At 42.1% G+C, this 21,069-nt stretch carries 21 protein-coding genes and 1 pseudogene; 9 read left to right on the top strand and 13 right to left on the bottom strand.

Annotated elements, in window-relative coordinates; all coding sequences use genetic code 11:
* Positions 1–191: 191 nt before the first annotated feature.
* Positions 192–1,103, bottom strand: coding sequence for a CoB--CoM heterodisulfide reductase iron-sulfur subunit B family protein (locus tag CDG79_RS31600; protein ID WP_094345650.1), 912 nt, complete (start codon positions 1,101–1,103; stop codon positions 192–194).
* A 135-nt stretch (positions 1,104–1,238) separates the two neighbouring features.
* Between CDG79_RS31600 and CDG79_RS31595 the strand changes: the two genes are divergently transcribed.
* Both CDG79_RS31595 and acpP read left to right on the top strand, forming a co-directional pair.
* Positions 1,239–1,529 carry a hypothetical protein gene (locus CDG79_RS31595; RefSeq protein ID WP_094345649.1) on the top strand — a complete coding sequence of 97 codons (291 nt, stop codon included), beginning with the start codon at positions 1,239–1,241 and terminating at the stop codon, positions 1,527–1,529.
* Positions 1,526–1,780, top strand: a complete 255-nt coding sequence (acpP, locus tag CDG79_RS31590; protein ID WP_094345648.1) for an acyl carrier protein — start codon at positions 1,526–1,528, stop codon at positions 1,778–1,780. Before CDG79_RS31595 ends, acpP begins: the two co-directional genes overlap by 4 nt.
* Here acpP and CDG79_RS41545 read toward each other — a convergent pair.
* Positions 1,777–2,004 (bottom strand): hypothetical protein, encoded by a 228-nt coding sequence (locus CDG79_RS41545; protein ID WP_143855631.1) that lies wholly within the window; start codon positions 2,002–2,004, stop codon positions 1,777–1,779. The genes acpP and CDG79_RS41545 overlap by 4 nt on opposite strands.
* A gap of 72 nt (positions 2,005–2,076) precedes the next feature.
* Here CDG79_RS41545 and fabF point away from each other — a divergent pair, with 72 nt between their 5' ends.
* From fabF to CDG79_RS31570, 3 genes are all read left to right on the top strand, one after another.
* On the top strand, positions 2,077–3,327 hold the full coding sequence (gene fabF, locus CDG79_RS31585; RefSeq protein ID WP_094345647.1) for a beta-ketoacyl-ACP synthase II: 1,251 nt from the start codon (positions 2,077–2,079) through the stop codon (positions 3,325–3,327).
* A gap of 251 nt (positions 3,328–3,578) precedes the next feature.
* A complete protein-coding gene (gene tkt, locus CDG79_RS31580; RefSeq protein ID WP_094345646.1) occupies positions 3,579–5,606 on the top strand; it encodes a transketolase in 2,028 nt (675 codons plus the stop codon).
* Positions 5,607–6,544: 938 nt separating this feature from the next.
* Positions 6,545–6,949 carry a hypothetical protein gene (locus CDG79_RS31570; protein ID WP_094345645.1) on the top strand — a complete coding sequence of 135 codons (405 nt, stop codon included), beginning with the start codon at positions 6,545–6,547 and terminating at the stop codon, positions 6,947–6,949.
* A 100-nt stretch (positions 6,950–7,049) separates the two neighbouring features.
* Here the strand turns inward: CDG79_RS31570 and CDG79_RS31565 are convergent, their stop codons facing one another.
* Positions 7,050–8,174, bottom strand: coding sequence for an RNA-guided endonuclease InsQ/TnpB family protein (locus CDG79_RS31565; protein WP_094345644.1), 1,125 nt, complete (start codon positions 8,172–8,174; stop codon positions 7,050–7,052).
* A 46-nt stretch (positions 8,175–8,220) separates the two neighbouring features.
* Here CDG79_RS31565 and tnpA point away from each other — a divergent pair.
* Positions 8,221–8,623 (top strand): annotated as a pseudogene (gene tnpA, locus CDG79_RS31560) (IS200/IS605 family transposase).
* A 223-nt stretch (positions 8,624–8,846) separates the two neighbouring features.
* Here tnpA and CDG79_RS31555 read toward each other — a convergent pair.
* Entirely contained in the window at positions 8,847–9,038 is a 192-nt protein-coding gene (locus CDG79_RS31555) for a hypothetical protein (protein WP_094330291.1), read from the bottom strand.
* A gap of 373 nt (positions 9,039–9,411) precedes the next feature.
* Entirely contained in the window at positions 9,412–10,017 is a 606-nt protein-coding gene (locus CDG79_RS31550; protein ID WP_094345643.1) for a DUF3318 domain-containing protein, read from the bottom strand.
* A 271-nt stretch (positions 10,018–10,288) separates the two neighbouring features.
* Here CDG79_RS31550 and CDG79_RS31545 point away from each other — a divergent pair, with 271 nt between their 5' ends.
* Entirely contained in the window at positions 10,289–10,549 is a 261-nt protein-coding gene (locus CDG79_RS31545) for a hypothetical protein (RefSeq protein WP_094330293.1), read from the top strand.
* 76 nt (positions 10,550–10,625) lie between these two features.
* Here CDG79_RS31545 and CDG79_RS31540 read toward each other — a convergent pair whose 3' ends face one another.
* The 5 genes from CDG79_RS31540 to CDG79_RS31520 all read right to left on the bottom strand — a co-directional run bounded on the left by CDG79_RS31540 (position 10,626) and on the right by CDG79_RS31520 (position 16,285).
* Complete coding sequence (locus CDG79_RS31540; protein ID WP_094345642.1) at positions 10,626–12,287, bottom strand: iron uptake porin; 1,662 nt, start codon at positions 12,285–12,287, stop codon at positions 10,626–10,628.
* A 128-nt stretch (positions 12,288–12,415) separates the two neighbouring features.
* The gene (locus CDG79_RS31535) at positions 12,416–13,051 is read right to left on the bottom strand and encodes a Crp/Fnr family transcriptional regulator (RefSeq protein WP_094345641.1); all 636 of its coding nucleotides are present in this window, start codon (positions 13,049–13,051) and stop codon (positions 12,416–12,418) included.
* Positions 13,052–13,462: 411 nt separating this feature from the next.
* A complete protein-coding gene (phoU, locus tag CDG79_RS31530; RefSeq protein ID WP_094345640.1) occupies positions 13,463–14,131 on the bottom strand; it encodes a phosphate signaling complex protein PhoU in 669 nt (222 codons plus the stop codon).
* 28 nt (positions 14,132–14,159) lie between these two features.
* On the bottom strand, positions 14,160–15,479 hold the full coding sequence (locus CDG79_RS31525) for an ATP-binding protein (protein WP_094345639.1): 1,320 nt from the start codon (positions 15,477–15,479) through the stop codon (positions 14,160–14,162).
* A gap of 53 nt (positions 15,480–15,532) precedes the next feature.
* Positions 15,533–16,285, bottom strand: a complete 753-nt coding sequence (locus tag CDG79_RS31520; RefSeq protein ID WP_094345638.1) for a winged helix-turn-helix domain-containing protein — start codon at positions 16,283–16,285, stop codon at positions 15,533–15,535.
* Positions 16,286–16,749: 464 nt separating this feature from the next.
* On the opposite strand from CDG79_RS31520, the gene CDG79_RS31515 reads away from it, so the two are divergent.
* On the top strand, positions 16,750–17,733 hold the full coding sequence (locus CDG79_RS31515) for a hypothetical protein (RefSeq protein WP_094345651.1): 984 nt from the start codon (positions 16,750–16,752) through the stop codon (positions 17,731–17,733).
* Positions 17,734–17,786: 53 nt separating this feature from the next.
* Positions 17,787–18,866 carry a hypothetical protein gene (locus CDG79_RS31510; RefSeq protein ID WP_094345637.1) on the top strand — a complete coding sequence of 360 codons (1,080 nt, stop codon included), beginning with the start codon at positions 17,787–17,789 and terminating at the stop codon, positions 18,864–18,866.
* Between the two features lie 608 nt (positions 18,867–19,474).
* Here the strand turns inward: CDG79_RS31510 and hisA are convergent.
* From hisA to CDG79_RS31495, 3 genes are all read right to left on the bottom strand, one after another.
* On the bottom strand, positions 19,475–20,248 hold the full coding sequence (gene hisA, locus CDG79_RS31505) for a 1-(5-phosphoribosyl)-5-[(5-phosphoribosylamino)methylideneamino]imidazole-4-carboxamide isomerase (protein ID WP_094345636.1): 774 nt from the start codon (positions 20,246–20,248) through the stop codon (positions 19,475–19,477).
* Positions 20,249–20,362: 114 nt separating this feature from the next.
* The gene (locus tag CDG79_RS31500; protein WP_094330302.1) at positions 20,363–20,659 is read right to left on the bottom strand and encodes a DUF3593 domain-containing protein; all 297 of its coding nucleotides are present in this window, start codon (positions 20,657–20,659) and stop codon (positions 20,363–20,365) included.
* Positions 20,656–20,991, bottom strand: a complete 336-nt coding sequence (locus CDG79_RS31495) for a DUF2499 domain-containing protein (RefSeq protein WP_094330303.1) — start codon at positions 20,989–20,991, stop codon at positions 20,656–20,658. Before CDG79_RS31495 ends, CDG79_RS31500 begins: the two co-directional genes overlap by 4 nt.
* Between the last annotated feature and the right edge of the window lie 78 nt (positions 20,992–21,069).

Raw genomic sequence — 21,069 nt, 5'->3', positions numbered from 1 at the left:
GAGCAGGGGAGCAGGGGAGCAGGGGTGCAGAGGGGAATTTCTAAATATCCGACCGCAATTGCCTAAAATTTCTTCTTTCTCCCCTGCTCCTCCGCTCCTCTGCACCCCTGCGGCCTCAACGATTTTCCCTTATCAAGCGTGCCATTCAGTTAATACCAATGAACTTGTGCCCATACCTTGTACTCCACAAACTAAAATCCTAATTTCTCCAGCACTGGCTTGGTGGAAACAACATGGCGTTCTAAACCCAGTTCTTTTGGACTAACCCCAAGTGCTAAAGCAATTAACTGGGGTAAATGCAACACTGGTAAACCTAACTTTTGCTCAATAACCTTTTCCACCTCTGGCTGACGCGAGTCTAAATTTAAGTGGCACAGCGGACAAGGTGTAACTATACAGTCAGCACCAGATGTCAAAGCGTCCTGAATATGCATCCCCGCCATCTTGAAAGATTGGGTAGTCGCATAGCTAGCTAAGGGCCAACCACAACATTGTGTCCGGCCTCGGTAATAAATTGGTGTTGCACCCACCGCCCGAAACATATTTTCCATCGCCTCCGGTTGAAAAGGGTCGTCATAGGGCATGGACTTTTGGGCGCGGAGGAGATAGCAGCCATAAAAAGCCGCACATTTTAATCCACTTAACTTTCGGGTGACACGTTTGGTAATTTCCTCTAAACCGTAATCTGTCACCAAAGCGTAGAGGAGATGTTTTACATCAGTACTGCCGCGATAAGGCGAACAGCCTTCTTTATGCAGCAAACCATTAACCTGTTCAATGTAGTTAGGGTCAGTTGTCTTACATTCTTTCAGGTGTTCGTTGACATGACCAATAACACCCTGACAAGTACTGCAATGAGTAAGTAAGGGTAAATTTAATTCTTCAGCTAAAGCAATATTTCTAGCGTTGACTGTATCTTCCAGCAGTTGGGAATCTTCTTTAAATGTGCCGGAACCGCAGCAAGCAGCTTTTTTAAGTTCAACCAATTCAATACCCAGTGCTTTGGTGAGAGCTTGAGTTGACTGATAAAGTTCCCGACAGGCCCCTTGGGCAACACAACCAGGGAAGTAAGCGTATTTGAGTTTGAGTGTCTGAGATAGCATAGAGGTATATTTGGGTTAGGGCGATCGCTCTAAACAATAACTGTTTTATTACTCCTTGTTAGCACTAAAGTTCTGATGTTTGACATTCAGTGACCCTTTAACCGTCTAGGTTAAAAGCCACAGCGTCTATATATTATGATTGCTAGCAAGGCTGTGAATACTGACCAAGACATTGTAAAAAAATTTAGCAATAGACTTAGACAATTGAAGCATTTACACGGTATCGGCGATGGCGTAGCCTCCTCCCCTACCCAATTCCCAGAAAACTTACCCTATCCTTTTGAGGGATGGGAGGAGTTTTCTCAGAGAAAAACCCTTGGTAGTGTACGGGCGATCGCGCTTGACGATAAGATGTATATGCTCAAAACAATGTCTCCTGTAAAGAGCAGAACCTCGCAACTGGTTAAGGACTTTTACTATTTATGAGCCAAACGGAACTTTTTGATAAGGTCAAGAAAATTGTCGTCGAACAACTTAGTGTTGACGACCCTGCCAAAATCACACCCCAGTCAAAGTTTATGGACGATCTAGGAGCAGATTCCTTGGATACCGTTGAACTGGTGATGGCTTTGGAAGAAGAATTTGATATCGAAATTCCTGACGAAGCTGCCGAGCAGATTATATCGGTTCAAGACGCAGTAGATTACATCAATAACAAAGTTACCGCATCAGCTTAAAAAAAGTTTTGAGTCTTTGTTGGCCCTTGGCGTTTCCCCTTCTGCCAAAGGGAGAGGCTAGCGCCAAAGGAGAAGTTCAGATGCCTTTGTCTCACCCCCTCTGGGCGTTGATGGCAAAAACCACTGCTTTGACTTTTCACTGAGTGCTGAACAGTTAAAAGTTTAAGAGTTAGAGTTTTAGGAGGCAAAATTTTGGAGTTTTCTCCATCTTTGGGTGCTTCCAAAACTCAGAACTCACAACTTGAAACTCAGCACTGTTTAATGCCTGCTGCTTTTTCGCCACATTTAACTGAATCATGACAGATCATACACGTAAACGCGTTGTTGTAACTGGTGTTGGCGCGATTACACCTATAGGTAACACAGCAACAGAATATTGGGATGGATTATTGAGTGGACGCAATGGCATTGACTACATCACATTTTTTGATGCGTCTCGCCATGATTGCCGGATTGCTGGTGAGGTAAAAAACTTCGATCCACATGATTATTTAGAGCGCAAAGACGCGAAGCGCATGGATCGATTTGCCCAATTTGGGGTTTCAGCAGCAAAACAGGCTCTATCTAACGCGCAGTTAGTTATTAATGAACTGAATGCAGAACAGGTAGGTGTCATGATCGGTTCTGGCGTTGGCGGCATTAAGGTATTAGAAGACCAGCAAACTATCTACCTCAACCGCGGGCCCGATCGCTGTAGTCCATTCATGATACCGATGATGATCGCCAATATGGCAGCAGGATTAACGGCAATTCACACGGGTGCTAAAGGGCCAAATTCCTGCCCAGTAACTGCCTGCGCTGCTGGCTCCAACGCTGTTGGCGATGCTTTTCGCTTAATTCAAGGGGGATATGCCCAAGCGATGATTTGCGGCGGAACAGAGTCAGCCGTGACACCATTATCAATGGCTGGGTTTGCCGCTTGCAAAGCCCTCTCTTTTCGCAATGCCGATCCGGCTCATGCTTGCCGTCCCTTTGACCGCGATCGCGATGGATTTGTCTTGGGTGAAGGTTCAGGAATTTTAATTTTAGAAGAACTGCAACACGCCCTAAGTCGCGGCGCTCACATTTATGCCGAAATGATCGGCTATGGTATGACTTGTGACGCATACCATATTACTTCCCCCGTCCCTGGTGGACTTGGAGCCGCTAGAGCGATAGAATTGGCGCTCAAAGATGGTGGTATCGCTCCCGAACAGATTAGCTACATTAATGCTCACGGCACTAGTACCCCAGCTAATGATTCAACTGAAACCTCAGCCATCAAAAAAGCCTTGGGAGAACATGCTTATAAGGTGGCAATTAGCTCAACCAAATCGATGACAGGTCATTTATTGGGCGGTTCTGGAGGTATTGAAGCAGTAGCAACAGTACTGGCGATCGCTAATGACCAAATTCCTCCGACAATCAATCTGGAAAATCCCGATCCAGAATGTGACTTAGATTACGTGCCTAACTACAGCCGCGCTCAAAAAGTCGAGGTGGCAATATCCAATTCTTTTGGGTTTGGCGGTCATAATGTCACACTGGCCTTTAAGAAATACGTCTAAAAATTTCCCATTTTATTGCTGTCGGCTCTCCTGAAATGACTGCGCTAAAAGTATCAGAAATATCATTCCGATATAACTTAAGCGTTCAGCATGACCCAATTATCAGCTTGATTTATCACTAGAAACTCAGGAGATCCCGCTTGTCCATCGACAAGTGGGAATGGGATGATGAGGATACTGTGGGGAATCTAAAATAACCCCAGCAAGAGAAGCTACAAAGAGTGCTAACCCGTCGTTAAAAACAAGAGATTATGACTGTTGCAACCCAATCCCTCAAAGAACTGTCCCTCGAAGAACTTTGTATTAACTCGATCCGGTTCTTGGCTGTTGATGCCGTAGAAAAGGCAAAATCGGGACACCCAGGATTACCAATGGGCGCGGCTCCAATGGCTTTTGTCCTCTGGGATCGATTTTTGAAGTTTAATCCCAAGAATCCCAAATGGTTTAATCGCGATCGCTTTGTCTTATCTGCCGGTCATGGCTCGATGTTGCAGTACGCCCTACTGTACCTGACAGGCTACGATAGCGTCACCATTGAAGATATCAAGCAATTCCGTCAATGGGGTTCTAAAACTCCCGGACACCCAGAAAACTTTGAAACCCCAGGCGTGGAAGTCACAACTGGCCCCTTGGGTCAAGGAATCGCCAATGGGGTTGGTTTAGCGATCGCCGAAGCACACCTTGCTGCTAAATACAACAAACCCGATACCAAGATTGTTGACCATTACACCTACGTAATTTTAGGTGATGGTTGCAACATGGAAGGAATTTCTGGTGAAGCTTGTTCTTACGCAGGACACTTGGGATTAGGCAAACTCATTGCTTTGTACGACGACAACCACATTTCCATCGACGGTTCCACAGATGTGGCATTCACCGAAGATGTTTCCAAGCGCTTTGAAGCTTACGGTTGGCACGTTTTACATGTCAAAGATGGTAATACAGATTTAGAAGCGATCGCTAAAGCAATTGAAGAAGCTAAAGCTGTCACCGATAAACCATCAATGATTAAGGTGACAACCACCATCGGTTATGGTTCCCCCAACAAACAAAACACTGCTGGCGTTCACGGCGCGGCTTTGGGTGCAGACGAAATTGCCTTGACTCGTAAACAACTGAAGTGGGAATACGAGCCTTTCGTTATTCCAGAAGAAGCCCTCAACCACACACGGAAAGCAGTTGAGCGTGGCGCAGGTTACGAAGACGAATGGAACAAAACATTTGCCGAATACAAAGCTAAGTATGCCCAAGAAGCAACTGAATTTGAACGCTACATTAGCGGCAAACTACCCGACGGTTGGGATAAAGTACTACCAACCTACACCCCAGAAGACAAAGGATTGCCCACCCGTAAGCACTCAGAAACCTGCCTCAACAAATTAGCAGCAGTTTTACCTGAATTGATTGGTGGTTCGGCTGACTTAACCCACTCTAACCTTACCGAAGTCAAGGGCAAAGGCGACTTTCAAAAAGGGCAATACGAAAACCCCAACATCCACTTTGGTGTCCGGGAACATGCTATGGGCGCAATCTGTAATGGTATAGCGCTACACGCTTCAGGATTAATTCCCTACGGTGCTACCTTCTTAATCTTCACAGATTACATGCGTGCTGCCATCCGCTTATCCGCCCTTTCCCAAGCTGGCTCGATTTGGGTGATGACTCACGATTCCATTGGACAAGGTGAAGATGGCCCCACGCACCAACCCATTGAAACTCTGGCTTCCTTGCGTGCCATTCCTAATTTAACCGTGTTTCGTCCCGCAGACGGTAACGAAACCTCTGGCGCTTATAAAATAGCGATCGAGAAAGCGAAGCAAAATGCTCCGTCTCTGTTGGCGTTAACCCGTCAAAACGTCCCCAACTTGGCAGGTACATCAATTGAAAAGGTGGCCAAGGGTGGATACACGGTGGTGGATTCTGAAGGTACACCAGAGTTGATTTTAATTGGCACTGGTTCAGAATTGAGCCTCGCCGTCAACGCAGCCGAAAAACTCACGGCTGAAGGGAAGAAAGTCCGTGTTGTCTCACTACCTTCATGGGATCTCTTTGAAGCACAAGATGCAGCTTATAAAGAGTCTGTTCTACCGAAAGCTGTCACCAAGCGTTTGTCTGTAGAAGCTGCTAGCAGCTTCGGTTGGCACAAATACGTGGGTACTGAAGGCGATTGCGTTAGTATCGATCGTTTTGGTGCTTCGGCTCCAGGCAATGTTTGTCTAGAGAAGTTTGGCTTTAGCGTTGATAATGTTTTAGCTAAAGCTAAACAATTGTTGGGTTAATAGCAACAGAATATTCTCAAAATTTTGTGGGGTGGGCATCTTGCCCGCCTTTTTTTAACGCAAAGGGGCGCTGAGTGAGATTGTTTATAATTCAATTTGTAGATCAGAAATTTCGGGAAGTCCTGCGTCTGAAACAAAATGTGTTTATTAGTTGCATAACTTTATTAGTTGCATAACTTACTATGAAGTCAAACGAGGCCTTTTAGCTATCAATGCAACTAGACAGTTAGTTGAGTTTAATAAATTTTGTCAAGTATATAAAATTATATTAATAGATGATTTAGAGATTATTGAACTAGCATGTGAAATATATGTGGACTTACAACGCAGAGGGTTTACTATCCAATGTCATTGCGAGGAGGAAGGACGTTCGCGCAGCGTGTCGCAGACAAGCAATCGCATGGACTCGCACTTAGTTGGAGATTTTGCGATTGCTTCGTAACGCTTCGCAATGACATGCAAAAAAGTGGGATGCTCCCGTCTTATTTGCTTTGGTAAGCGATGCCTACGACGGGCTGTGCCTACGCAAGGCTTGGCTACTAAACCGAGAGAATTAAATATTAACTCCGGTTACTGAGTTTAATTATTTTGTCAACTATCTTTAGACAGATAGGGGAAATACTACGCGGCTGGTCGTCAGAAACGGCTTGCTAGTAATGAAAAAATGAAATTTGCATACCAGAGAACATTCTGTAGATACTGAATTTATTTTGTCAATGTGTAATCTTTAGCATCGTTTATTCAATCAGCAGGGCCTTCTGTGGACTTAATCTGTATTCATGCTTTCAGTGGATGCAGTTATGACTTTATTAATGCGACTATGTATGTGTCCTCAAACAATAGATAGTTGCTGTTGTCCAATTGAAAAAATATGATTTTCTCTGACTCCAGTAACTTTAGATTTATCCAATTGTTTGATGTTTTAAGAAGGTAACACAATGAATAACATCCTAAAGCGCACACTTTTACCCAGCCTCATGGCTGCAAGTTTAGCCGGTGTAACTTTGGTTCCCGCTAAACCGGCTGCTGCTGATGACCAAGTACTACGAGATGCAGGTATTGGGGCTGTTACCAACGTCGTCACCGGAGCCGTTAGAGGAAATGGTAATGTATTAGGCAATGCTGTTAAAGGTGGTGTCAGTGGTGCAGCCGTTAATGGTGCAAATGGTCTGAGAAACACTCGCAATCGCCATCACCGGAATATTGGTCAAGATGTCGTAGTCGGTGCAGGTGCTAGCGCAGTGACTGGCGTAGTTACTGGCGATGGCAGAGATACCCTTGGGAATGCTGTTGATGGTGCAGCTGTAGGTGCAGCAATCCATCTGCTCACCAATGGCAAATAATTCGTAAATTCATCAGCGAAAATACTTCCCAGATGTTAACAGGTTGCACTTTTGACATACTCCCCCGAATCCGCTTTGCTAAATTCGGGGGATTCTAGGCTCAGACAGCGATTGCAGACGTAGCCCGACTTACATCACCTAACCTAACCATTGATGCCCCAACGGCTTGAATATTTTTAGATGCGTTGTCATCACGTCCATTCACAGACTGACATGATGGGCAACGCCACTCTCTAACTGACAAATCTAGAGTGTCTATTACGTGCCCGCAACAGGAGCAAGTTTTACTAGAAGGATACCACTGGTCAATATAGACTACCTGTTTACCTTTCTTCAATGCTTGCCACTCTAGGATATCCAGAAAGTCCCGAAGCGCTAAATCACTAACTTTCCTTCCCCATAAACGCTTCATTCCCTTGAGGTTAAGTGTCTCAAAACACAGCACATCAAACCTGTCGGTCAAGTCATGCGCTAACTTCCAGAACCAATCAGTTCTGCGGTTGGCTATGTCTTCATGGGCGCGGACTAGATTTTTCCTCGCTCGTTCTCTATTGGACGAACCTTTTAGCTTCTTAGATTGATATCTATTCGCAATCTTTATGACATTGAGTGATTGCTTGAAGAATTGGGGTGACTCAATTTTAGAGCCGTCCGAGCAGGTTAGGAATGTCTTTAAGCCAAAATCAAACCCCGCTATTTTACCAGTCGTGAATTTAATTTCTGGTTCATCAGTACTATCGACAACAATAACCATAAATAACTCACCCAATGGGGTGCGCTTAATGGTCAGAGTCTTGATTTTTCCCTCAATCTCTCTAGAGTTCCAATATTGATAAACACGACTTCCAATCTTGACACGATTACCACCTAAGAATTTATATCCGGCTTGCTTTAGAGTGAATGACTTGTATTTTTTGACTTTCTTAAACCCCGGCGGACAACAGCCATTTTTATTGTGTTTAAAGAACAATTGGTAGGCTTTCTCAATGCGCTGGCAAATATCTTGTACTGCTTGAGAGCCTACTGATTGCCAGAACTCTTTACGCAAACGATGCTTTGCAATATGAGCCTGAAGTTTTGCACAATTCAAGTGTTTACCCCACATCCGATAATATCTTTTGTGGAGAGCAATACAGTGATTATAAATTACCCCAGCAGCATTGATACTAGCTTTAAGGAATTTATTTCGCTTGTGTTGATATAACTTGAACTTCAGTGTTTTCATAATTTTATAGTACCATGACTAGTGTAGACAATCAATACTCATCTACATGGAATCTGTATATAATCATTACAATCACTGCTTGGGGTTGGCAACTGTTCACTTAGTCTGGATACCATGTAGGCGGAAGAGAATTTTTGCTAATAATGAGTCTCTTAAACTTCGATGTATTCAAGTATTCCAATCTGTTGCTAATGATAATAAATGGTTTATTAAAGCACTAGAAATCGCACCAGACCATATTCACTTACTAAGTTGAATACGACCCGCATCACTCAATATCTCAAGTGGTTAAAGCATTTAAAGGTCGGTCATCAAGATATTTGCGGCAAGAATTTCCAGAATTAATGAAGCTTCCTAGTTTATGGACACATTCATATATGTTTGACACTACAGGAAAAGTTAGTACTCAGAAAGTTTTAGAGTACATTAATGACCCTCATCACGGATAAATAAATTTATCCTATTCGCTTATATCCCCTGCATGAATGACAGGGGCTTTACGCATCACGGTTCGTAAACACTACGAACTTATCCCTCCCTTAATTCCTCTCCTTTTAGGATGAGCAAATACAGCCCCCTTTCTCTATTAGAGAAAGGGGGCTGGTGGGTTAGATTTATATTGGGATATATGCCACCATCAGGTTCAGATGACTTTAAACTTAATAGTAAACTCTAGCCCTTCAATGCTTTTCTAAAGTTTCGACGATAGGATTGATTTGTAAGAAACAAAGCTGGCCATAGCAAAGACAAACCAATGCGATTGGTCAAAGTTGGATTAAAATTAGTCCGTCCAAACCCGTTCCAAAATTTCCAAACGCCGCCTCCGTAAACCCCAATCAAGCCAATAACAATTAAAGTACCCATTCCTATCAACCCCGTTAGTAACTGACAGAATTTAAGTTAAGTTTTACCACACTAGGTAAGCACTTCATAAGCAACACCGAGAAGGTATGATAGAACTCCCCATTTACATCTAAGTCAGTTAAACACACATTCTCTTATTCCAGTGTAAGATAGCCCCATGCATTGCAGCTAGTTGGAGGCTCATGTCTCGCACTTTGTTAGAAGCCTTGAGCTAAATACACAAAACTGTATTTGTGGCTAAAAACTTGCTGTAGTGAGGAATAAAGTATAAATCATGCTAAAAATTAAGCTTAGACAATACCAAAACCTCATCTAAATTTTAGATGTCTTGGGAGCGATCGCTCTCAAAAACCCATATCCAGAAACATTTATTCTACTTATCATAACTTTCTGGCATACCCACTGGTGATAAACCTGCGATCGCTCTGAGATTTTGGCAACGAATCAACTCAGTAAAATTTAAACCAGAACGCCCTTCAATTTTGGCTACCGCTTCAATCGCAGATAACAGGTGCTGCGCTGCTTCCGCTTCGGAATAACCTCGCCGTTGTGCTATGCGAATTGCTGCTGCGTCGGCATTTAACTCTGACTCAAGAGATTTATTAGTCCGCCAGATCCGAAAAGCAGCGATCGCACTTAATCCCCCTGCTACGGCGACACCCACTACATCTGACTGTGATGCTTCCAATAATCCACCTAACAGACCCGCCAGCACCACACCTTGATAAATGTCGGGTTTAAACCACTTCACCCCTGTCAACCAGCTAACCATCTGCAACAGCAGCAAATCTCGTTGCGGCTTTGCTAGGCGAGGCCATAAATCAAAATTAATATATATCGGTCGCGCCTGATTCCAGGGTTGGGGAAAGGAGGCGTAAATTACTTTTGCTTGCTCTGGCTTACTAACGATTTTTGTCGTCATCCGACCAGAAGCAGGCATCACATCTAATAAACGGCGAATTTCAACATTTGGCTCCATAAATTTAATTATTAGCCATAATGTGCATAGTAATTATTTTAGTTACCATTTGTGTTAACCTTTGATTTGTGAGATGCTCTCGCAGTCTTTCTAAATAGTTATTCTCTTAGTGAAAATCTCTATAAATGGCGATTTGTAAATAGTTCAGATAAAGCCATAAGAATATTGATTAAGCAGTTCGATAGTGTGGCGGGATTTTATAGTATCCGTTTGCCCCTAAGTTCAAAACCTCAAAGTTTTGGATAATCATTGATACTACAGTTGTAACGACATGGACGCTTTTGCTACCCTCCCACCTGAATGGACGAATAAGGCAGTACATGCATCTGAATTTTGCTGTCCTAACTGCCACTCAACTAGCCGAGAAGCTGAAAAAGTTTGGCTAAATCGGCGATCGCCTGTTTTTACAGAAGACCGTCGTCGCAAATGGCAAGAGTTTTACTCCTGTCACTGTAGTACTGTGTGGTGGGCTTGGAGTAGCGATCGCCCCCCAAAAGATATATCTAATCAATCAGATTATAATCCCACATAACTAATTTTTTCCTGAGCAAAAGCCCACCTTAAGGCGGGCTTTTATTTATCTAATTCTGAGCTTTAGATTGCCAATTTTAGAAGCTGAAAGTAGTACGTAGAGTACCTACATATTCAGTGCCGTTAGCGTCGTTGTGCTCTGGATTGAAGATTACCAACAAGCCAGGTGTAACCTGAATATTATCGGAAACCTTGTACTTGTAAAGTCCCTCTAAGTGATAAGAGGTATTGTCGTCGAAGGTAGTATTACCAGCGACATTTTTGATGCTACCACCAGTAACTTTGGGTGGTTGACCAAAGATGATACCTAAAACGTTGCCTTCGCCACCAAAGTCTTTCAAAGCAAGCGCTCCAGCCCAATACCAAATATCTGCATCTGCACCTGCATTAGCACCAGTAATCGCATCAGCAGTTGTATAACCTCCCCAACCACTAATAGCTAACTTAGGACTAAATTGGAAGGTAGCTTCTACACCGTAGTTGTTGGATATAGTACGAGTGTTATTCCCAAAGGGATTGTTAGCAAAAATACTACCTGTACCTTGGAAAAGGTTATTGTTAACAGTATTGTTAACAAGATTAGTTTGATAAGTACGAGCGTAAGTTAGACCAATATTAAAGGCTTTGGTGGGTTGGAAAGATAACTGACCAAAAATAGCGTTATCACCATCCAACAACCCATTATTAAGGCTAGGGTCATTAGCAGTCCTAGCTAGATAAGCACCACTCAAGCTGATAGCGCCTTTAGGATTGAAGGTAACAGTTACACCACTGCCACCTTGACCTTGGCGATATATGGGGCTGAAACGTCCATACCGTGAGAGCGCACCCTTACCAGAGCTTGCAAAGTCAGAGTTGAAAGTATTAACGTTTTCGTATAACTCACCACCAGTAGCGTCAACTTTGACACGCACTGCGTCACTAAAGTTGAAAGCATAGTTGATTTTATCGATTACAACAGAGTTGCCGTTATCTCCATCAAAACCCAAGCGGCTCATGTTGGTACCAGTACCAGTACCCAATGCATCATTACCACGATTGGAGATGGTGTTGTTAGCATTCAGCCGGATTTGCAACTGGTCTTTACCAGTGAAACTGCTGTATAAGTTTAAACGAACGCGATCGCTAAAAGTGGTGTTATTATTCAAGTCTTGAGTAGGATTACCACCACGAGCTGCTCTATTGTCACCAAAAACATCAGACACTGCGAAAATTGCTTCTCCAACCAACTTGGTGGTAGTGGAGAACTGATTGGCTTCTAGTTCAGAAGTGCGGGCTTCTAGTCCATCGACACGACCGCGCAAGGTTGCTAGTTCAGCAGAATATTCTTCTTGTAAGCGCTGTAAAGTAGCTAAATCTTGTTTGCTGACCAAATCAGCAGTAGCTGTAGCAATCAGTTCGTTAACCCGATCTAAACAGGCATTCAAACCTGCGGCAAATTCATAACGGGTCAAAGCACGGTTCCCACGATAAGTACTGTTGGGATAACCTGCAATACAGCCGTAGCGTTCAACTAGAGATTGTAAAGCTTGGAATGCCCAATCTGTGGGCTGCACATCAGAAAATTGCGAAACTGATGTTACCTGATCGATGCTGTTAGAGTCTTGAGCCTCAGATAGCTGGGTAACATTTGTTACTGGTTCGTTTACTTCCGCAGCTAAGGCACTATTCGTAGCAAAAAATGTCGCAGCTAGAAAAACTGGACTAACCTTAATCAGATTCCAGAATCGTTTTGTCATGTTTTTACTCTCACTCACACCTAGATAATCCAGTCATAATAAAATGCTTACAGCACTTTACTTTCGGGGATTATACACACATTCACAGCGATGATTATACCTTATATCTTCTGATTATTACAAGCAATTTAGTTAGATACTGCAGAACCATAATTTTTAATTAACTTACCACTTGGTAAACGCAAAATAATGCGGCGTTTGTGACGTAAAACTGTTCCTTCTTCCTCCAACTGTTGTAGTATTCGGGTAATTGTTACTCGTGTAGTATTTAAAACTTCAGCAATATCTTGATGTGTAACATTTAAATCAATTAGCTTACCCTTATCTACATCACGGCCAAATTTTTCGCTTAACCACACTAAAAACTGCCACAAACGGAGCGAAATAGGTTTTTGATGCACAATGCTTAATAGATCCTCTGCCTGTTGAATATGAGACAACAAAGCATTAATATCTTGATGCCACAAATGAGGTGGCACAATGCTTAGTTCCACGCCTGTGAGACATTCAATCTGGTAGGGCTTGACTCTAGACAAAGGATAGCCAATCAAATCTCCTAATCCCCAATAACCAAGAGTGATGAATGTTCCATCTTCACTCCACGTAAGCGTACGAACTGCACCGTATTCAATACGCCAAAGTACGTCATTTTGAAATGGAATTATTTCCCTACGGGTAAATATCTGCTGGGGTAATTGTCCGCTTAAAGCAGAGCTATTTGACACGGCAGAAAAATTTGAAGTAGGAGTTGTGGAATATATCATTAACCGTAACTACATAATTATCAGGAAATCTCGCTATTAATGATTAAGATGCTCTAATAATTTGTATCAAAATTTACTTATATATTTGAAGGCCACTCTTCTCTGTTTGAGCTAGGGACTAGCTCAAAATTTTCCGATGGTAATAACTTCTGATTTTAGATATCTATCAATGAGATAGAACAAAAATTTTCAGTTATTTATTTGTTACTTTAATTGTGCAAGTTTAAGAAAAGGTAAGCTTTTAGTAAAATATTTAGTTAACTTATTTTTAATTCTTGAGTGTTTTCTAAACACTAAGTAAGTGTGTAGGCACAAATAATTATGAAGAGACTAAGGTGAAATGGTGCTTACTTCACATAGATTTAGATCCCCGACTTCTTAAAAAAGTGGGGGTTCTGGGCAGCAATTCAATTAAGAGCGTTGACCGGTGACAATATATGCTACCCTTTGACCGATATTAGTAGCATGATCTGCCATCCGTTCTAGACAACGAATTGCCAGTGCTAGCAGCACAATTGGCTCGACTACACCAGGCACATCCCGTTGTTGGGCTAAAGTTAGATAAACGCGATCGTATGCATCGTCTACAGTATCATCTAGGTGCTTTAAACGGCGACCACCGCCTTCATCTAAATCTCCCAAAGCCTTCAAGCTAGTTGCTAACATAGCCTGTGCGTGAAGGGACATAGCTTCAATCTCAGATAAACACGGATGAGGCGCATAAGGAAAAATTTTAATCGCAATCTCAGCTAAATCCTCAGCATAATCACCAATGCGCTCTAAGTCTCGCACTAACTGCATAAAAGCACTCAAGCAGCGCAAATCTTGAGCCGTAGGTGCTTGCAGCGTCATAATCGCCGTACAGTCTGATTCGATTTGACGATAAAAGCGATCGATCTTTTTATCTAATAGGGGAAGTTGCTCTGCTGCTGTTAAGTTACGAGCAAATAAGGCTTGGTGGCTGAGGCGAAATGATTGTTCTACCAAGGCACCCATGCGTAATACATCGCGTTCTAAGCGCCTAATGGCGCGTGCGAGTTGGGGTCTTTGAGGATTGGAACTATAATGAACAGCTTTCACACTTGTTGTTTTAAAGGTGAAGATATTACTAACTATAGTCTTGGCTTAAAGAGTTTGCCATAACTTCAGGAAATTGGAGTTGCATCCACGCACCCCCAGTTTCTGGATGGTTCATTGCTTTGATTGAACCACCGTGGGCGATCAGAATTTGCTCAACGATCGCTAATCCTAAACCATTACCAACGATCGCTCCGATGGAGTTACTATCTTGTGGGGAATGGGTTCGCGCTTTATCTCCTCGATAAAATCGCTCAAAAACGTGGGGTAAATCTGCTTCAGAAAACCCGACTCCAGAATCAATAAGATTTATTTCCAGAATTGGAGAAGCGCCATCATTATCTTTTGTTGATAAGATTTTCGCTTCAACATAAATACTTGTAGAAGGAGAACTGTATTTAATACTGTTGTCTAGCAAGTTGAGAAAAACTTGGAAAATCCGGGCTTGATCTGCTTTAATCCAGAGATTTTCTGGCCCAGAATAAGAAAGAGATAGATGTTGACGCTGTGCTAAGGGTTCTAGTGTTTCCCAAACAGATGTAATTAGCGATCGCAATTCTACAGCTTTGGCTTGTAATTGCATGGTTGGGTTTGCTTCCATTTGGGTCAAGTCTAACCAGCTTTGCACTAAGTTAATCAGCCGATCGACTTCCTGCATCAAACGGTTAACCCAACGATTGAGAGGCGGTTCCAGGCGGATTTGTAAGGTTTCCACAACCAAGCGAATGGAAGTTAAGGGCGTTCTGAGTTCGTGGGCTAAATCGGAAAAAGAGCGATCGCGTACTTGATTTATATCTAATAGGGGTTGACGATTTTCTAAAAATACTCCCACTTGTCCATTGGGTAAAGGCAAACTAGATGCCCGCAAAGCCAGAGATTTTATTGTTTGCATCTCTGCTGCATCATCACAAGATGGATGAAATATCCATTCTCCCCTTTGTGGTTTTTGGCGATCGCGAGTTTGCTCAATTAAATGGTCAAGTTCGTAAGATCGTACTAACTCTAATAACAAGCGTACCTGTTCTGGTTGCCACCTTTGCAGATACAAAATTTCCTGCGCCTGCCGATTGCACCACAGCAGTTGATTTTCCTCATCCACCTGCAAATATCCCACTGGTGCAAAATCTAGCAGGTCTTGGTAAGTTTGCAATGACTGCTGCAAATCTTGCTGTTGCTGCTTCACCATCGCTATTTCCTGCCGTAACCCAGGAATCAGCAGCAGTCCCATCTTGGAGGAATGGGAGGTTAACGGTCGGAGTAAGCGCCCCAGGTAGCGGTTAAGTTGAACCTGTTGCCAAACCCAAAACCCAATGCCTACCGCTAAACCTAGAGAAAATCCCAATAAAAGCATTTGAGTTGTTAGTTTCTTGGTGACTACTAAAAACTAACAACTATCCCAACTAATTATCCAAACCTATAGCCAAAACCTCGCACAGTCACAATATATTCGGGATGACTGGGGTCTTGCTCTAGTTTTTCGCGCAACCACCGAATATGAACATCTACAGTTTTACTATCGCCGACAAAATCTGGCCCCCAAACCTGATCGAGCAATTGTTCTCGCGACCATACCCGGCGGGCGTAACTCATAAACAGTTCCAGCAAGCGGAACTCTTTGGGAGAAAGACTCACTTCTTGACCGCGAACTAGCACCCGACATTCTTGAGGATTCAAGGTGACATCCTTGAATTTTAATACTGGTATTGGTGGTAAATTACTTAGGCGTTGGCGGCGGAGTAAAGCGCGACAACGAGCCACTAACTCACGCATACTAAAAGGTTTGGTCAGGTAGTCATCTGCTCCCACCTCTAACCCCAGAACGCGGTCAGTTTCACTACCCTTAGCACTGAGCATTAAAATAGGTACTGGGTTGCCTTGATGACGCAGCAAACGGCAAATATCTAGCCCATTGATTTGCGGTAGCATCAAATCAAGAACGATTAAATCGAAGGGAACTTCCCCTGAGTTAGTTTCAAAACTTTTGAGATACTCTATAGCAGACCGCCCATCGGGGGCAGTTATCACCCCGTAACCTTCCTCTTCCAGGGCTACAGCTAGCATTTCCTGGATTAATTCTTCATCTTCTACTACTAGAATACGGCTGGTTTGCCCAATGTCCGTTCTGGCAGAGTATTTGGTCGATTCAGTGGTATACATTGATATCACAAAAGTCTAGGACTGTGCTTGTATCAATTAGCATGATTAAATCTATTATCTCGTCTTAGTGCAACGGCGCTTCTGCTAGAGTTAATTCTTTTAGATTTTCTTTACAAAAAGTGACACACACTACATCACTCTCCTAAATCACTATGACTGCCAGCTTTTAATGCTTTGTTGTGTGGCGCAATTATAGGAAGCATTATCTTGACAAGAAGAGATTACGTTGGGTATATTTATTTTAGTACAAAAGTACTATAAAAGCTCTAAGGGAAAACTATACCTAAAAACAGAAGGACAAATATGTGGAAAATTCGTATCACCTAAGTGTCATCTGTCGATCATTTCAGTATTTACACTGCGTTAAAATGTCAATTCAAAGGCTACTCTGATGTCTGCATAGGGTAGTCATTGGTATGGCTTGCTACCCAATAAATCATTTGCCTATTGAAGGGAGTTGGAAGATGACTACAGTTGGAGTCAAGGACAGCAAACAACAACTAATGCAAGCATTTCAACAAATTATTATCCAAAGAAAAAAGCTGGAATCTAAAATAGCAACCAAACAAGAGGAAGCAGACAAGGCAAAAAGTCAAGAAATTCTGCAAGTAGCTTCTGCATATACGGTTGATAGTATTGTCAAAGGTTTAGCTGATTTACAATTAGAGTTTGGCAGTATTCTCAACGGATTATCTGAAAAACTAGCTCAGGAAAATTCTAAGTTAGATGAATTGAACCGAGCTATAGAAATTGAAACGCAACGCTTACAAGAGCTTCAACAAATCAGAGTTGTAGCGGATACTCTAGACATTCTAAGTCAAGAACACCAAGAGAAATTAAAAACCCTAGAACAAGATACTATCAGCAAAAGGGAAGCATTAGAAAAAGAAATTACAATTAGGCAGAAAGAATGGCAAAAAGAACAAGCCGAGTATGAAGAAAAACTGCAAGCATATAATGATTTATTAGCTAAAGATCGCCAGCAAGAACAAGAAGAATCTCTATATAAGTTAGAAACTAATCGTAAACTCAATACAGACAGCTACGAAGCAATAAAACGCCAACAACAAAGGGAAATACAAGAAAATTCTCAAAAGAAAGAGAAAGATTGGGCAGAACGAGAAAAAATATTCGCTGAACGCCAACCACTGTTTGCAGACTATCAACAAAAGGTAACTACATTTCCTAACGAAATGGAAGAATCCGTTAAGAAAGCTAGGGAAGAAGCAATTAAAGAAACAAGCCAAAAAGCTAAAGTTGAGGCTGATTTATTTGAGAGAGAATGGGAATCTAACAAACAGAGCTATGAGCAAAAAATTCAATCTCTGGAAGAAACAATTAAGAAACAGTCTGAGCAAATAGAAGGGATTTCTGCTCAACTGCAAACAGCATTAAAACAAGCACAAGACTTAGCTATGAGGGCTTTTGGTAGCTCTAATCCTAAATAGTTACGATTTCTTAGCATCTTAACCATTTTTAATTCCTGAAGAGGAGATTTGTTGTGGTGGTGAAAAAGCCGACTGATAAGAATACTAAAGTAGAAATTCTTCAGGCATTTGAGGAGTTAGCTAAAGAAAAAGCAGCGCTGAAATCGGAACTTGAAAAAGTTGCCAAAGAAAACCAGTCTGGAACTAAAGAACAGCCAAAATTAGAACAAAAAATAGCTATGAATCAGCTTTCTAGCGTCCAACAGAAGATGAACAATACAATTGAAAGCTTGGCAAAGATTCAATTAGGTTTTGGCAGCGCTGCTAATGAATTATCAGAACAGCTAACCACAAAAGCCTCTAAGTTAGAAGAAATCAGGCGAAATTTAGAAGAAGAAATCCAACAATTGACACAACTGCACAAGTTGGAAGTTTCTGATGATATATTGGATAATCTCATCCAAGCTTATGAAGATAATACGAAAGCTTATCAGGAAGAATATAGCCAGCGTTCTGAAGTGTTATTCCAAGAAATATTAGAACAAAGGAATACTTGGGTAAAAGAACAGGAGGAACAGCAACGGACGATAAAAGAACGAAATGAAAACTTGAATAAAACTCGGCAACGCGATGCATCAGAGTATAAATATAATTTAGAACTTCAACGTCAGCTACAAAGTGACGAATACGAACAACAGCAGAAAGCACTATATAAACAACTGGAAGAATTACTACAAGAAACAGAGAAACAGTGGGCTGAACGAGAGAAAGCAATTGCTGAAAGAGAGAAACAATTTGAAGAATTAAAAGCGAAGGTAGAGGCTTTTCCGAAAGATAAAGAAGCAGCTATCAAGAAAGCTACAGAAGAAGGCAAAGGCATCGCCCACTACCAAGCTAAAGTAAAATCAGATTTATATTCTAAGGAAGTGGAAGGGCAAAAGCGTTTTTATGAACAGAGACTGCAATCTTTAGAACAAACTATTACTAACCAAGAGACGCGGATTCAAAATCTTTCTAAGCAACTTGAATCTGCTCTCAAACAAGTTCAGGATTTGGCAGTGAAAGCGATTGAAGGTACTTCAAATGTTAATTCCTATCAGGCAATCAAAGAAATAGCTTTAGAACAGGCAAAAACTCAAGCGAAAAATAAATAAGCTGATTTCTTTTTGATGAGAGTAGTAGAAGACTTAATTTAAATTAAGTCTCTACTACGAACTATAACGTTTTTTATTCGGTTTTCTTTGGTTTTTTGATGTCTGGGGGGGGTTGTAGTTTCTTCTTTGTTCCGGTATCTTGTGTTTGCTGAAATGCTTGCTTAGAATTTGGCTCTTGACTAGACATAATACTGAATTTGAAAATTTACTACAATATTATCTACATCACGGGTATTGTTGATTACAGAAATATATCATAGAAAATTTAAGTTTCGCTAAAAAAAAGTTAGTAAACAATATTACCACTGTAGGAACTTTCAGTTTGAACGGAATAAATATAAATCTTAATATAGGAATCCGATTTGATTTCTGAAAAAATCTAAGTATATGTAGGGGAGCCAGTCGTGTGGGCGGGTTTCCCGACTTGAGCGGTAGCGTAGCGGTAGCAACGCAGGAGCGTCACTGGCGTTGTGTTAGCGTCAGCGTAACGCACCAAAAACTTTGGAGTCAGGTGCGCTACGGCTTACGCCTAACACACCCTACGTGTATTTCAAAAATCAAATATGAGTCCTATTTATGAGTTAGCGATCGCTCGGTAGATTTACATGTCAAGCAAAGCTAGAAAAACCTAGATTGGGTGGAATATCCTGAATCCGCCCAGGCCCGATCGCTCGTAATGCTTCTTTGAGTAAAATATCCCCAGTATACAAGGCACGTCCGACAATCACACCAGTCACGCCTTGAGGTTCTAACGCTAACAAACTCAACAAATCGGTGATAGAACTCACCCCGCCAGAGGCAATTATCGGGATGGAAATTACCGATGCAAGTTCTCGCAAAGCTTCTAAATTGGGGCCGATGAGAGTACCATCGCGGAGAATATCTGTATAAATGATGGCGGCTGCACCCAATTCTTGCATTTGTACAGCCAGTTGAGTTGCTAAAACTTCCGAAGTTTCTAACCACCCGCGAGTAGCAACTTTGCCGTTACGGGCATCAATGCCAATAATAATCTGTTCGGGAAATTCTTCACACAGTTGTTGTACTAGCTGGGGTTGTTCTACAGCAATGGTTCCGAGAATTGCCCACTGTACGCCTAGATTGAATACTTGTTGCACGCTGGTGCGATCGCGCAATCCTCCACCAATTTCAATGGGTACTGACACCGCATGAGCGATCGCTTCAATTGCTGCCAAGTTTACTACTTTACCCGCTTTAGCACCATCTAAATCAACTATATGCAATCTGGTAGAACCTTGATCTACCCACTGTTTGGCAACATCAACGGGATTGTCGCTAAAAACTTGCGAGCGATCGTAGTCTCCCTGATACAGTCGCACACAGCGACCTTCTAGTAAATCAATCGCTGGAATTACATCCATTTACTTCTTCCTCATAACTCAATACAATCAAAACTTAGCTGTGACGCATTTAAACTGTATATTGACTTGTTTGAAGGTCGTCCTTAGTCCTTGGTCATTTGTGTTTACAAAGGACTAATGACTTTTGATTTTTAATTGCCTTACAGCTTGTCCAAAACCCAGCACCAGCAAGATGTTAGAAAGGGTCAAAAATAGTTCTGCACCACCGTGCAACCAATCGACATTGGCCAAAGACTCACCGTAATGTAATTGAGCGTAAATTCCGGCTGGGATGGTGATGGCAACAAAGACGAGAGTACCGTAAAATCCATATAGCGCTAAACGCGGCATTTGCGGACTGCGGCTGAGAAACCACAAGAAACCCAAATAGGGAAACAGTGAAAGTGCAAACAGGGTTTCTTTAGAAATCATGGCTCTGATTTAATAGGTTTTGGTTCAACAGTGTCAGGAGATTTGGTAGAACGCCAAATCAAAAACGCTGCTGCCCAAAGCGTAAAATTACCAACTAAGGTCATGGTAGCTTGAAGTGTTACCAGCCATTCTAGAGATTGGGCGTTGTCGAAATAATGCCAGGTACAAGCACACATAGCGCTAACTAAAGCTGGTAACATGGCCAGGGACAATCCCCACCAATTACGATTATTAGTGAGTTCGCCGTAAGTCCAGATTAACCAAATGGCGACAATCCACTCAATAACGCTAGAAATATGAATAATCCAGGTGGGAATCGATAGGGCGTGCATAAGAAAGTTAGGAGTTAGGAGGAGGACGCGATTAATTGCGTCTGTACAAGAGTTAGGAGTTATAGCTGGGGGCTGGGG

Origin of the sequence: Nostoc sp. 'Peltigera membranacea cyanobiont' 232 (assembly GCF_002245985.1) — a bacterium.
Taxonomy (GTDB): Bacteria; Cyanobacteriota; Cyanobacteriia; order Cyanobacteriales; family Nostocaceae; genus Nostoc.
Note: the sequence above shows the minus strand (reverse complement) of the source record. Positions and strands in the feature narration are given on the sequence as shown.

Coding starts and splice junctions, on each gene's coding strand:
- CDG79_RS31555 (WP_094330291.1), bottom strand. CDS start 9,038: ATGGGTACTTTAATTGTTATTGGCTTGATTGGGGTTTACGGAGGCGGC.
- CDG79_RS31500 (WP_094330302.1), bottom strand. CDS start 20,659: ATGATTTCTAAAGAAACCCTGTTTGCACTTTCACTGTTTCCCTATTTG.
- fabF (WP_094345647.1), top strand. CDS start 2,077: ATGACAGATCATACACGTAAACGCGTTGTTGTAACTGGTGTTGGCGCG.
- CDG79_RS31595 (WP_094345649.1), top strand. CDS start 1,239: ATGATTGCTAGCAAGGCTGTGAATACTGACCAAGACATTGTAAAAAAA.
- hisA (WP_094345636.1), bottom strand. CDS start 20,248: ATGGATGTAATTCCAGCGATTGATTTACTAGAAGGTCGCTGTGTGCGA.
- CDG79_RS31525 (WP_094345639.1), bottom strand. CDS start 15,479: ATGCTTTTATTGGGATTTTCTCTAGGTTTAGCGGTAGGCATTGGGTTT.
- CDG79_RS31565 (WP_094345644.1), bottom strand. CDS start 8,174: ATGAAAACACTGAAGTTCAAGTTATATCAACACAAGCGAAATAAATTC.
- CDG79_RS31570 (WP_094345645.1), top strand. CDS start 6,545: ATGAATAACATCCTAAAGCGCACACTTTTACCCAGCCTCATGGCTGCA.
- CDG79_RS31535 (WP_094345641.1), bottom strand. CDS start 13,051: ATGATATATTCCACAACTCCTACTTCAAATTTTTCTGCCGTGTCAAAT.
- CDG79_RS31515 (WP_094345651.1), top strand. CDS start 16,750: ATGACTACAGTTGGAGTCAAGGACAGCAAACAACAACTAATGCAAGCA.
- CDG79_RS31600 (WP_094345650.1), bottom strand. CDS start 1,103: ATGCTATCTCAGACACTCAAACTCAAATACGCTTACTTCCCTGGTTGT.
- acpP (WP_094345648.1), top strand. CDS start 1,526: ATGAGCCAAACGGAACTTTTTGATAAGGTCAAGAAAATTGTCGTCGAA.
- tkt (WP_094345646.1), top strand. CDS start 3,579: ATGACTGTTGCAACCCAATCCCTCAAAGAACTGTCCCTCGAAGAACTT.
- CDG79_RS31550 (WP_094345643.1), bottom strand. CDS start 10,017: ATGGAGCCAAATGTTGAAATTCGCCGTTTATTAGATGTGATGCCTGCT.
- CDG79_RS31545 (WP_094330293.1), top strand. CDS start 10,289: ATGGACGCTTTTGCTACCCTCCCACCTGAATGGACGAATAAGGCAGTA.
- CDG79_RS31495 (WP_094330303.1), bottom strand. CDS start 20,991: ATGCACGCCCTATCGATTCCCACCTGGATTATTCATATTTCTAGCGTT.
- CDG79_RS31520 (WP_094345638.1), bottom strand. CDS start 16,285: ATGTATACCACTGAATCGACCAAATACTCTGCCAGAACGGACATTGGG.
- CDG79_RS31540 (WP_094345642.1), bottom strand. CDS start 12,287: ATGACAAAACGATTCTGGAATCTGATTAAGGTTAGTCCAGTTTTTCTA.